This window comes from Bacillus sp. FSL K6-0069 (assembly GCF_038007785.1).
Lineage (GTDB): Bacteria > Bacillota > Bacilli > Bacillales > Bacillaceae_G > Bacillus_A > Bacillus_A mobilis.
In genome coordinates, this window is sequence record NZ_JBBOXN010000001.1 from 1,279,349 (window position 1) to 1,291,349 (window position 12,001).

Annotated in this window: 22 protein-coding genes; 14 read left to right on the forward strand and 8 right to left on the reverse strand. The window is 32.0% G+C overall.

Annotated elements, in window-relative coordinates:
- The first annotated feature begins 760 nt into the window (after positions 1-760).
- The 7 genes from MHB74_RS06545 (at position 761) to MHB74_RS06575 (ending at position 3,715) form a co-directional block, all read left to right on the forward strand.
- Positions 761-970 (forward strand): helix-turn-helix transcriptional regulator, encoded by a 210-nt coding sequence (locus MHB74_RS06545; RefSeq protein WP_000428506.1) that lies wholly within the window; start codon positions 761-763, stop codon positions 968-970.
- Positions 971-972: 2 nt separating this feature from the next.
- Positions 973-1,350 (forward strand): hypothetical protein, encoded by a 378-nt coding sequence (locus tag MHB74_RS06550; protein ID WP_061678785.1) that lies wholly within the window; start codon positions 973-975, stop codon positions 1,348-1,350.
- A 28-nt stretch (positions 1,351-1,378) separates the two neighbouring features.
- A complete protein-coding gene (locus MHB74_RS06555; protein WP_061678786.1) occupies positions 1,379-1,561 on the forward strand; it encodes a DUF3976 domain-containing protein in 183 nt (60 codons plus the stop codon).
- Positions 1,562-1,686: 125 nt separating this feature from the next.
- Positions 1,687-2,046: a hypothetical protein gene (locus tag MHB74_RS06560; RefSeq protein WP_061678787.1), complete on the forward strand. Its 360-nt coding sequence runs from the start codon at positions 1,687-1,689 to the stop codon at positions 2,044-2,046.
- 18 nt (positions 2,047-2,064) lie between these two features.
- Positions 2,065-2,334, forward strand: a complete 270-nt coding sequence (locus MHB74_RS06565; RefSeq protein ID WP_061678788.1) for a hypothetical protein — start codon at positions 2,065-2,067, stop codon at positions 2,332-2,334.
- Positions 2,335-2,415: 81 nt separating this feature from the next.
- Positions 2,416-2,961: a hypothetical protein gene (locus tag MHB74_RS06570; RefSeq protein WP_061678789.1), complete on the forward strand. Its 546-nt coding sequence runs from the start codon at positions 2,416-2,418 to the stop codon at positions 2,959-2,961.
- A 157-nt stretch (positions 2,962-3,118) separates the two neighbouring features.
- Positions 3,119-3,715, forward strand: coding sequence for a hypothetical protein (locus MHB74_RS06575; RefSeq protein ID WP_061678790.1), 597 nt, complete (start codon positions 3,119-3,121; stop codon positions 3,713-3,715).
- A gap of 218 nt (positions 3,716-3,933) precedes the next feature.
- Here MHB74_RS06575 and MHB74_RS06580 read toward each other — a convergent pair whose 3' ends face one another.
- The 8 genes from MHB74_RS06580 to MHB74_RS06615 form a co-directional block, all read right to left on the reverse strand.
- The gene (locus tag MHB74_RS06580) at positions 3,934-4,392 is read right to left on the reverse strand and encodes a hypothetical protein (RefSeq protein ID WP_061678791.1); all 459 of its coding nucleotides are present in this window, start codon (positions 4,390-4,392) and stop codon (positions 3,934-3,936) included.
- Positions 4,393-4,608: 216 nt separating this feature from the next.
- A complete protein-coding gene (locus MHB74_RS06585; RefSeq protein WP_061678792.1) occupies positions 4,609-5,223 on the reverse strand; it encodes a hypothetical protein in 615 nt (204 codons plus the stop codon).
- A gap of 89 nt (positions 5,224-5,312) precedes the next feature.
- Positions 5,313-5,732 (reverse strand): hypothetical protein, encoded by a 420-nt coding sequence (locus MHB74_RS06590; RefSeq protein ID WP_061678793.1) that lies wholly within the window; start codon positions 5,730-5,732, stop codon positions 5,313-5,315.
- 334 nt (positions 5,733-6,066) lie between these two features.
- Positions 6,067-6,570 (reverse strand): hypothetical protein, encoded by a 504-nt coding sequence (locus MHB74_RS06595; protein ID WP_061678794.1) that lies wholly within the window; start codon positions 6,568-6,570, stop codon positions 6,067-6,069.
- A 556-nt stretch (positions 6,571-7,126) separates the two neighbouring features.
- Positions 7,127-7,339, reverse strand: a complete 213-nt coding sequence (locus MHB74_RS06600; RefSeq protein ID WP_061678795.1) for a hypothetical protein — start codon at positions 7,337-7,339, stop codon at positions 7,127-7,129.
- A 169-nt stretch (positions 7,340-7,508) separates the two neighbouring features.
- Positions 7,509-7,754: a helix-turn-helix domain-containing protein gene (locus tag MHB74_RS06605; protein WP_061678796.1), complete on the reverse strand. Its 246-nt coding sequence runs from the start codon at positions 7,752-7,754 to the stop codon at positions 7,509-7,511.
- A 142-nt stretch (positions 7,755-7,896) separates the two neighbouring features.
- Entirely contained in the window at positions 7,897-8,181 is a 285-nt protein-coding gene (locus tag MHB74_RS06610; protein WP_141658070.1) for a hypothetical protein, read from the reverse strand.
- Positions 8,182-8,206: 25 nt separating this feature from the next.
- Entirely contained in the window at positions 8,207-8,446 is a 240-nt protein-coding gene (locus MHB74_RS06615) for a hypothetical protein (protein ID WP_061678798.1), read from the reverse strand.
- Between the two features lie 516 nt (positions 8,447-8,962).
- On the opposite strand from MHB74_RS06615, the gene MHB74_RS06620 reads away from it, so the two are divergent.
- From MHB74_RS06620 to MHB74_RS06650, 7 genes are all read left to right on the forward strand, one after another.
- Entirely contained in the window at positions 8,963-9,133 is a 171-nt protein-coding gene (locus tag MHB74_RS06620) for a hypothetical protein (protein WP_270400925.1), read from the forward strand.
- Positions 9,134-9,180: 47 nt separating this feature from the next.
- Positions 9,181-9,675, forward strand: coding sequence for a hypothetical protein (locus MHB74_RS06625; protein WP_061678799.1), 495 nt, complete (start codon positions 9,181-9,183; stop codon positions 9,673-9,675).
- Positions 9,676-9,714: 39 nt separating this feature from the next.
- Entirely contained in the window at positions 9,715-9,891 is a 177-nt protein-coding gene (locus MHB74_RS06630) for a hypothetical protein (RefSeq protein ID WP_270400923.1), read from the forward strand.
- A 25-nt stretch (positions 9,892-9,916) separates the two neighbouring features.
- Positions 9,917-10,696, forward strand: a complete 780-nt coding sequence (locus MHB74_RS06635) for a hypothetical protein (protein WP_061678800.1) — start codon at positions 9,917-9,919, stop codon at positions 10,694-10,696.
- A gap of 170 nt (positions 10,697-10,866) precedes the next feature.
- Positions 10,867-11,307 carry a P27 family phage terminase small subunit gene (locus MHB74_RS06640; RefSeq protein ID WP_061678801.1) on the forward strand — a complete coding sequence of 147 codons (441 nt, stop codon included), beginning with the start codon at positions 10,867-10,869 and terminating at the stop codon, positions 11,305-11,307.
- On the forward strand, positions 11,304-11,564 hold the full coding sequence (locus MHB74_RS06645) for a hypothetical protein (protein WP_061678802.1): 261 nt from the start codon (positions 11,304-11,306) through the stop codon (positions 11,562-11,564). The genes MHB74_RS06640 and MHB74_RS06645 overlap by 4 nt, the downstream gene beginning before the upstream one ends.
- A gap of 181 nt (positions 11,565-11,745) precedes the next feature.
- A complete protein-coding gene (locus MHB74_RS06650; RefSeq protein WP_061678803.1) occupies positions 11,746-11,991 on the forward strand; it encodes a hypothetical protein in 246 nt (81 codons plus the stop codon).
- The last annotated feature ends 10 nt before the right edge of the window (positions 11,992-12,001 follow it).

A 12,001-nucleotide genomic window follows, 5' to 3' on the forward strand; every position in this document is an offset into this window, starting at 1 on the left:
ATAATTGATGAACCAATAATCAATGTAAATGTTTTCTTTACTCTTATGTTATTACAATAATTTACATAATACCAAACACTATTACTTATCTGTTTTGTAAAAAAACATTCACAATAACTTATCACCCAAGTTAATCTTTCATGTTATAAAGTAATTTTACAGAAAAATGGGGTGGATATATTTGGTATACCTACACAAATAACTAAAATTGTTGCATGTAAATATAAGTATAATAGTTAGAATGTTTTGATAAAAATGAGTTCGAATTATGTATATTGAAATAATAAGCGCTTTCATTGATATTATACAACAATATAACGGAATATAGTATAAAAAATAAAAAATTATGAATTTATCGTAAACTTTATTTAGATAGTGTTAAATATCGAAAGGAAAGTGAAGGATTTCTACAAAAAAAGTTGCTAAACATAAAAAATGCTTCATAAACAGTTAGTTTCTATAAATATGACGAAAAACACCGTAAAACGGGTAACGTATTTCGTGGAATAAAGAGATAAATGAAATATTTTGAAAGGATAAAACAAATAGGGAGATATTAAATTTTTAAAAAAGAGAGGAGGAGATATAGTAACAATTATTTACAGTGTTCCGCGTTTCATTTCAAAATAGACGTGTTGAAACTGAAAAAGTTTCTTCTATATAAATAGAATGAAAAATGAACAAAACAAATGTAAAGGAAACTTGACGTAAAGCTTACTTTACATATATACTCGCTATAAGGGAGGAGGGAGAAATTTCCTTGGAAAATAAAATGGTCGAATACCGCAAGAAATTTGGATTATCTCAAGAAAAATTGGCTGAGAAACTTGGAGTTTCCAGACAAACCATCATTTCAATTGAAAAGGGAAAATATGATCCATCACTTCCGTTAGCATTTGAAATAGCGAAAACATTTCAGACAACGATAGAACACGTATTTATTTATGAAGGAAAAGAAGAGGGGGAATAGGGATGAATTATTCACAAAAGTACTTTGTAATCATGGGAATTATATTTCTATTTATGAGTGGATTTATGATATTAACAGGTATAATGACGCATTCTGCACCACCAGAAATGACTTATCCATTGCTTGGGATGATGATTATGAGTTTCTGCCTAAGCTACTTACACCCACAATTTAAAGAAAAAGATGAACGGATGAAACTTATTCGTTATAAAGGAATGTTCTTCAGCTTCTTTGCGCTAACGGCATATTACCTTCTTTTTTCTATCGGTTTAAATCTACACGTAATTACACTATCTGCGGTTGAACTATTAAACATACTAATGGCACTTACGATGAGTACCGTTTTTATCTCATTTGTTGTTTTAGCGAAAAGATATTAAGATGGAAGAGAGAAAGGAAGATTAACATATGCAAATGATCTATGCTTTTGGCATTGGAATTGTATTATTTTTAGCCGTATTCTTATTTATTCGTAAAGACGTTCAAGGTGGGACGTTAACGAAAAGAGGCTTTTATAAAATGATCGGCTGTTTAGTCGTTATGTTTATAGCGATCATCGTAATGATCGTTTTAATAAATCAATCACTATAGAATGAACCTTACTTGAGTAAGGTTTTTCTTTTCGTTATAAAATCATAAAATTTCCAATATATCCATTTACTACATATAATGGATATTATATAATTTAATAAGATGATAGATAGAGAGCATATTATATGAATAAAAAAACTATCTTCTTTTTATTAACATGTCTACTACTTATAGCTAGTATTACTTATATAATATGTAATAAACGCGAACCAGTGCCACCTATGTTAGTATGGGAGGGTCAGGAATACTATGTAACGCATGAACCTGCCGAAGCTGAAAAAGTTGGACAAAGGCTCGGAGAAGTAACAAAGAAAATCGAAACAAGTAAAAAACCTACGGAAAACAGTGAATCCAACATATTACAAGAAAAAACAGAAGTATTCACAATGATAGAAGAAGAAAAAAATCCTCACTCACCTTTAATCATAAAGGAGCCTTATAGTGACGAATATAGAGTAGCAAGACCGATGTTACAAGTACTATAAAGTGAAAAGGAGCCCCATATGCAGACAGTAACTTCATATCCATGGTCGTTAAGAAAAATGTTTGTTTTTTTCTTTTGCTTCATCCTTCCACCAATCGGTGCGATTTATATTTTGATGAATAGAGAAGCACTACAAAAGAGAGACTTCATTTTATACGTATTATTTGCTGCTATTAATCTATCGCTTTGGTTATCGCTTATGATCTTTGATCGGAGTATGTGGATGGTAGCGGGGCATTATGTGCTTGGAGCAATTGTTATTGTATTTTCGAATATGAATAAGAGATAAGCCAGCAATCTTAAAGTTGCTGGTTTTTATTTTGCTATTTATAATGAAGAAACAAATTTTTAATAGAGAGTAGTGGGCTTTATGAGATGGAAAGAGCGGACGTTTGAAAAAATAGAAACGAATGACTCATCTGCTGAGAAAATTATTAACACGTTTAAGGAGCAAAACTTAAATGGTGGCGCAATAATAAGCTGTTTTAAAGTACATAACGAAAATTTTTTTAAAGAAATACCACATTTGAAAGATGGGTACGAGCACTTTTTTAGAAGAATCTTCAACTCTTTAGATATAATACATAACTTAGAAGAGTTAAAAATACATACATCAGAAAAATATAAGTTTCAATTTCAATATAGAAGCGCAGTAATGCTTGATGGGAGTATTGCATTTCAAATCATAAGAGGAGGAGCATATAAGTGCTTTCCGGATAGAATGGTAATGGCGAAGCAAATAGCGAGCGATGTATGTCAATACATGTTCCAAGAGCGTTATGAGGATATCATAGTGTTCGAAAGTCATGCTCCTTGGACAGATTGGTTTTACGATGTTGCGTGGGATGTTACTTGGATGGTATTAGATAGTAAGGAGCAGAAAATGTGGCTCATTTGTGCTACGGATACGGATTGATAGAAGAGGGCCTTGTAGGAATGTTGCAAGGCTCTTTATCTTTTGGGAATGAATGGAAAATGAATCATATAAATGCTATACTAAAAAATGTTTGTAATGTCAGTTTCATACTATTGTATAATGATGACTTACTAGAAAAGATAAGAGGAGAATGAACGTGAAAAAGATACAAAAATTATTGCTGTTAATGATGGTAGTAGGATTAACAGTAGGTGTTTTAGCAGGGTGTGCAAACCCGAAAGATACGACAGAAGAATTTTTAACTGCGATACAAAAAGGTGATGTAGAAAAGGCTCGTACATTTGTTGAGAGTGACAAAGAATTTAATAAACTAAATGAAAAAACAGATGATGCTGAGGCAAAAGCGATGCTAAGTGCAATTACGAAAACTTTTAAATTTGAAAAGCCGGAAGAAGTATCGAAAAAAGATGACAAAGCAGAAGTGAAAGTGAAAATTACATCTGCAGATCTATCCGTTGCTGTAACAAAAGCAGTGGGAGAAGTTATGCCAATGGCTTTCGCTAGCGCCTTTAGTGAAGACAAAGAACAATCTGAAAAAGCAATCGAAAAAACGATGACATCAGCAATCGTCAAACACTTATCAGATAAAGATGCAATCATGGCAACTCGCGAAGTTACATTGAACTTAAAGAAAAACAAAGATGGCGACTATAAAATCGTTGCGGATGATAACTTGAAAGAAGTATTGTTTGCTAATGCGAAGTCTTTGGAGAAGATGTTTGGTGGGAAGTAATTAGCTTAGATAAAAAAGAGAAACCATATCACGTAGAAGGTTGATATGGTTTCTCTTTTTTTATGACCCCGGAGAGGCTCGAACTCACGACCTCCACCCTGTCAAGGTTTGACAGTGAGTATAGGGTATCATTATATGTATAATTGTTGATAATTTAACGTTTCCGATAACTCTATTAACACAATTATACATATTTGATTGAAACCCTACAAGGGATTTTAACAACAATATTTAAATTGATAACCAGTAGGGTGATGCTTACCATTCTTTAAATAATGTTGAATTGTATTTCGTGGGATATTCAAATTTCGACCCGCTTCGGAAATGGATCGAAACGTAATTTCTTCATTTTCTTTCATTGCAACAATTTGTTTTTGTTGTTTTTGATATGCCATTTTCCAGTTTTCATCTTTAGTCATAACAACACAATTTTCAAGAGAATATATATTACCACCGTTTAAATCTTTGTCCAGTTGGTAGTCACGACTATATAATAAATGTCCATTTAGCATTCGATTATCAATGTCATACACGAAGTTATCGAAATCGTGCCATCTTTCAGCAACTGTTACGCCCTTGGCACCGTAATATTTGTAATTTCCGTTTGTTTTACTATAACATCTATCCTTCATATTTTTCCATGTTTGATATAGTGGATGTTTCTTTTTGTTTGTCATGTTAATTCCTCCAATACTAATGTAGTAGTATTGTATTGAGAAAAAATGATTTGTCAGACAGAACCAAACAAAAAAATGACCGTTCAGATTCGTTTATAACGTGTCCCTAAAAACATTTTAATGTTATTTATCGTGAATACGGTAGAATTCGAAATACGTCAAAATACGACGTTTGGTTAAATTACCACCCATCATATCGACAGGTGGCATATATTTTTACTTATTCCACATACCTAACGATAAATCAATTAATTCAAATATTTCATTATTAGGTAAAAAACAAATTACATAACGTTCTCCAGTTTCTTCATCAATAACAATTTCATTATCAAATTCGATATATTCCGTCGTGTGTCTGTCGTCAAAATTTCTGTAATCAACAGAAATTGTGTTTTGGAACAGGTCAAATTCTGGACTTAAATTTTCATACATTTCATCTAAACCGACATTATCTTCTAATAGTTGCATGAATTTTTCTAAGGCATCTTCGAGCGTTTCATCAAATAAATCAAATGTATACATACCGTTGTACCAACAATGACCGCTAATAACATCATTGAAAATTTTATTTAAAACACTGTCTGTTGTGTTAAATGCTTTTGATTCAAATACATCCCATTTCTTTTTGTTCTTTTCTTTTCTTTTGGCGTGTAAAACATATCCATCATTTGAAACTTCAATAATATGATTTAATCGGAATTTCTTATCCATAGACACGATTTCAATTTCAATTTTTTCATCAGTTGTAATGAATGAAGATTTATCTCCATAACACACCAATTTGATTCCTTTTTCATTAATTGCTTTTACCATTTCGTTTAATTTTTTCATTATGATCTTCTCCATTCGATTTATGATTTATTTTTTGTTTTTGTTTTATTGACCGTCAACTCATGGAGTCAACGGTCATGTATTTTAAATTAAGCGTTTAAAGTGATGTTAAATTCAATCATGTTCATTAGAGTCACAATTGAATTCATTTCTTCACCGTCTAAAAGTAATTTCCCATTTACGAAATCGACATCAAATTGGTCTTGATATTCTCCGTAAGTGCTAAAAATTTGGACGGTTCCTTCAGCAAATGCCAATGTGTGTACGAAATTTTCACTTTCATCGTGTGCCCATTTATCTACTAATTCAATTAGTTCCAACCATCTTTTTGCTTTTTCTACATTTGTAATATTTCCACTTTCGATTTCATCGAGCAATTCCACTTTATGAGCAACTTCTTCTTGTTTAAGGTATGGTAATTCTTCAAATGGACACGTCGTATCGGTTTCTTCTTCTAATACCTTTAAAATGTCTTCCATTGTTTTGATTTCTTTCGCTACTGTTTTCATAATTTATATTCCCCTTTTGGTTGTTTGATTTTTTTGTTGTGACATCGTTTCGACGTCGTTTACATGACTATTGTATTGATTTCGTACGATTTGTAAGGCAGCTATATATATTTTTTTCTTTTATATTTTTCTTTCATATAATGTATCGTTTAAATGTTCGTTTTTCATTACACCGCTATTGTAGTGTGAATATCTAAAACGTAAAGCAAAGATCGAAACTTTTTTAAAATTATTTCTCCGAGTCGACTTTCTTCATATATAAACACAACAAAAAAACACCAACTCTAATGAGTCGGTGCTTGTGATAATTTATTTTAATGTATGTATCGCAAATTCAATCAACATATTCAAACCGATAGCCCGAACGATGTTCGACACCTCTTCTTAAGCAATCATGAACATATTGTTTTGGCATGTTAAATTTTTTCCCAGCATCAACAATGGAATCAAATTCGATTATTTTAGAACCTTTAACGGCTATAATTCGTCGTTTGCTTGGATACATGCTCCTTTTTATACTTGCAATTGATTGAGCGCACGATTTACACAATGGCACTCTTTCTCTTGTAATATGAGATTCGTATCGCCTTTCAATTGTGTTTTCACACTCCGCATTACAACATTTAGTTACAAAAACAGAACTTACGCCCGTATCTTCACCTATAGAAACAATATCAAATCCGCTTATCGTCATATTGTTAATCATTTTCTCCATAAACATCGGTCTTGATATTTTTAACAAATCATTTTCTTTGGCAAATTTTACGTTTGGGATATGTAATGTTATGTTTCCTTCTGAAGTTTCATACGTTTTAACAATTGGTGATACTATATACATATTGCATTCCTCCATGAATTTTAATTTAATTCATTCGTGTAATTGGAGGTATTCGTGTAATTGTCGAACTTTGTCTTTTTCAATATATTTTCTATAATATCAATAAATAAAAACACTGTAAAGAGAAATTTTCTGAATATTAATATTCAATACATTTTATGGAAATTACAGGTATCCTATAAAAACGGAGCACACCTAACGTAGTAACCTGATTACTACCTTGTATATACGCTTAGTATGTGTATGTGTAAGGATGGTCACAATGTGACTCCCCTTGTAGGTTCGTAATAACGATACGACCCTTTATGAAATATCAAAGGTTCGAAAGATTGTTTCTACCCTTGAAATAACAAAAAAGGTGTACCCCCATAATAGGGTACACTTCATTTCATATTCTTCAACCATTCTTCACGTTGTATTCGACGTTCCTCACGTTCTTGTTCAATTTTGATAGTATCACTATCTTTATGAAACAAATCGCACCACACGGTCATAGCAAACCAAGTCATCATTATTACAACTGACAGAAATAACAAGATCATCTCAATTCGTGATTTCATGGTTTAAATAATTTAGCGTATATTTCATCGTTTCGTTTATTTATTTCCATCATATCTCGTATCAGTTCAGGAGTTTCGACAAAAACATATATTTGGAATCTATCATCTTTTCTATTACGCATTGTATGATTCAAGTCGTGACCCAATCGTATTAATTCAATCGCTAAAGTTTTTTTGTATATATTCTTTAGTGGTTTTTTCTTTTTCATTTGTATTTCTCCTTTAGAAATTTCATGGTTATTTCAGAATGTCAAACATTTCTTGAGACATTTTTTGACAAAATAGGTCACTCGTGAATCACGAGACACCTCGTCTGCAGGTTAACCGAGCATTTTAAATTATCTGAAGCAGACCGGAACACTATTCCGTTCAGGTCAATCATCTATTGGGTTGGAACTTAGCCCTCAAAATTATCAATTCTTCAAGTTTATTTTCCAAATCTTCACGTAGGAACAAACTGGTACACCCCATTTTCTTCAAAGGCGTTATCTTTCCATTCTTAATCATGTTTGACAGTCTCGCTCGTGATATTCCCAATATTTCAAGAGCCTCAGGTGTCGTTAAAATATTTGCCTTAGCCCATTTCCGCTTATCAAATTTTTGTAATATGTATTCATCGTTCATAATATCGCTCCTTGTATAAAATAAATCCGACGTGCAAAGTTTGCACATCGGAAAATCCAGAAGTGCATAACTTACACTTCTAAATTCTTAACGTGCATGGTTTGCACGTTGAATCTAACATTGTTTCAAACAATGTTAAAAATCAAGCATCTAACGACCATTCAATTTGATATGGTTGTTCGTAATCAATTTCATCATATGATTCTTCTTCATTGCATAACTCTTCGAGAAATTCCGCCACATCACTATAATGTTGTGAAATCAATTCTATTAGAAATGTAGCATTACGTTCTTTCAATATTTTAGCGGTCATTTCTAAATCGTCTATCAGATTGTATTGTTCGTTTGGGTCAAGATACCATTTCAAATACGCATGTATCATTGGTATATCGTTAGTCGAATAATACGCCATCAACATGTTAATCATCGCTTTAATGGTTCGCCTGTTTATATCAAGCACCACGTAGAATGTCCTCTATTTGTTGAGCAGCCAAATTATCGAACAATCGTATTATATTTAGCAAATCACAACTTCTCGTTTGTTCAAATATCTCCGCTAGTAGTTTCGTATCATTCAATAGTCCGTGTTCTATATACATTTCTAACGTTCTAATTCCCATTTCAGAGTCCTTGTGTACATAGAATAAAGTCGTTAGAGCGGAAATTGCAGAATGTACATTTTGTCGTTTCATTTATATCACCTTCCATATATTGGTAAATTATTAATTTCATTATATGTCTCTATGAACCTACTGACAAGAAGAAATCACGCCATTGATCTAGTAGGTCACTTGGTGAACACCCTAAATTTATAGTAGGTCACCACATGAACACCTAGTAGGTCACTTAGTAAACACCCTCTAGGTCATATGGTGAACACCTAGTAGGTCACCAAGTGAGCACTAACTATACTTATATAACTACACTTAGTAACTATACTTATAAAACAAAACTTATATACTCCTCGAAAACTGGCGTTTTCTCCGTGTGTCGTTCTTCTTCTTTTTGTTTTCTTTAAGGTCTATATAATGAAGAAAAAAATAATCCCAACAAAATGACCGAGCCATGTTTACAAATTTTAAAAAGTCAATACAATAGTCGTGTGTTAAAAACGACATCAAAAAAAATTGAAAAAGATGTCGAAATAACACTTACTTTCACGTCGACTACGTACATATATATTAGGACGACTTTTAGGAGGTTTAAAAATGAAAAACAAAACTATTAAAAAAGAAAAGACAAAAACAACATTACATTTGTTGCTTGAAGATAAAGAAAAGGCATTTGAAAAAGCAGGAAAATTGGGGCGTACATTCAGCGTTTACATTTCGGATTTAATACGTGCCGATACGAAAAACGATAACAAAATTGAAAATTAATATTCAAAAATATAAAATCAAACAAATCAAAAGGAGAAATAATCACCATGAAAAAATTAACAAGAATTGAAAAAGAACGTTTATTAAGAGAAGCATTAATTGAAATCGCACCATTACTTGAAGATGTTAAAGAATACGAATTAAACCCAAAAGAATATGAAAAAAATCATGACACATTTGAAGTGATTACAAAATTGCAGAAATCTATCGAGGTGTTTCATATACTGGAAAAATACGAGAAACTTGCAAATGATAAATTCTTATTTTTTAATAAAAAGTTAATTTGGGAAATGTTAAATGATTTGGGGTATCAACATTTAGGACATGTTCTCCATAAATTTATTTTGTGTGGTACTAAAGATGCTACAAAAAATGGCATCGGTAAAATTATCACAAAATTAGGAATTGCAACAATATTATTTGCTGGAGCGAGTTATTTTATTCAGCCTTATGACATTAATACATGGGATTGGTTCTTTACAGTTATGTGTTTAACATTTGGATTTAGCACTTTAGATTCGGCATTCAAAAAGAACCTGTAAATCAGGTTCTTTCATTTTTTATTAAAAGGAGCGATTTAAATGAAGTACGTTGATGTTTTTAAGAAATCTCTTGCAGATGAATTAAAAAAACGAGGGCATGTCCCTTCCAAAACAAGACCGAATTGGAAAATACCAAAATTCGAGGTCTATGTATTTGAAAATACAGTTGCATTCAGCAATGATATGAAGCAACTCACAGGAATCACAACAAAATAAATTAATAAATAGGGAGTTTGTACAAATGACAACTAAAGAAAATTATTTATTGAACCCAAATTTTGACCAAAACAAATTTTATCAAATGCGTAAAACAATGTTTAAAGAAGACCGAATCATGAAGGATAAACGAGGAAAACACAACGCAGTATTGTTATACGGTGGAATTGAAGACAAGATCAATTTATCGAAAAAAACACATTTAGAAAAAGGCGATAGTAGTTTTATGACTCTTGATGGTGAATACTATTGTGTTTATCCAGTGAAAACCGCAAAAGAAGAGTTTGATATTAAACAAGGAAAATACGGTCAACATAAAGCATTGTTACGAGATGCAGGGTTGATTCATTACGAACCACAAGAAGAACAAAAAGAAGGATATGCTTCAAAAATCACATATACACCTTGGGATATTTGGGTGCAACAAAACGGATTATATTCTGATGGCGAATGGGTAATTCCACCGTCGATTGATGATTATTATAATCCAACTGACATTGTAACGGTGCAACCAACTATTACACCAATATCATATGATGAAGTACAACAACCTATTGGTGAACTTGATAAACCAATTACAGAGGAAGACATTGCTGAATATGACGAACTGATGAAACAAGCACATGCACTGGCAGTTCAATTTTATAAAGCACAACGTATGCCTGAAGTAACATCAATCGTTGAAAAATATTTAGGTGAAGGTAACAAATTAAATGAAACAATTGTTAAGGACTTACCATTGGTACGTCAAATATATGCAGATATGGAAAATCAATTTGCATCTGAAGTAATAAACAATTTATAAAGTTGAATATTTATATTCAATTATTACACTAATACAATTATATACCCCCCCGTATGTTTTGGAAGAAAAAATTAAGAAGAGCAGAGGACCAGTTGTACCCTCGTTCACACGACGACTCACATTTTCCGAAACTGTTTTTCTTGAAATTAATGTAAAAGGAGCAGATCGAAATGCAAGACCCACGAACAACAGCACGTAATGAAAGAACACCATTAAAATTAGCAGCACTAATGGATGAAACAATGGATTTCAATGATACATTTGAACCAATTAAAATAAATCCACCAAAGCACTTAAATAAACATGCAAAGAAATACTACAAAATCATTGCAGAAGAACTACAAAAACTTGGTACATCAAATACATTCGATGAAGCACATTTAACCAATCTAGCATTTGCATTAGGAACTATTAAAGAATGCCAGTTGGAAATTGATGAATACGGAACATTTGTCGATGGTTTACATGGTAGAAAAGAAAATTCAGCGTACAAATTATGGGCAACCGCAACACAAAAATCTATCGAATTAATGAAAGAATTGAATCTCTCAGCATCAACACGACGAATGCTCCAAGAATCAACAAATAATGAAGAGTTGGATTTATCATGAAGCAACTTGAACAATATTTCACTGAAGAATTTCTAAAAACATATGACCATTACGAACTACACATTGATAAATTCCGTAAAGTTATTAATCACCCCAAAGTCATTGAACCATTGGATTATTTGCTGAATGTTGAACCACAGGTGGGCGTATCATACGAAACGTATTTGTACGTTAAAGCGGTGTATTGCAAATTGAAAAAGAATACAAAAGCCCTCGGTGATATTCAAGAATATTGGGATGTATTTGTTAAAGAATAAATATAAAAAAATTGTTATTTTTACCTTACTTTTTATCGAGCAATGTATATATGTTATGAGGGTCACTAAACATGACTTTCACTGTTCTTGCATATGTACAAATTTCCCCGTTAGGTTATTTGTAATCGTCCCGTCTTTATCGGAAAAAAGGCGGGATATTTTTTTGAAAGGAGTTATATAAATGGCATTTCTTGATAAAAGTTTAATCCCAATCGTTGGTGATGAAGAATATCACAGGATTTTAGGGTTAATGGAATTGAAGGAAGCGAAATCATTTCGCTATCATGACAATAAAGGCAAACAACATAAATTAACACAAAAAGAAGTGTTAAAACGTGTGAACAGGCGTTTAATGAAGCACAATCCCAAACAACAATCACCATATAAATTATCGTGGATTAAAAAATGGTGGAATGAATTTGAATGATTTCCGTTAT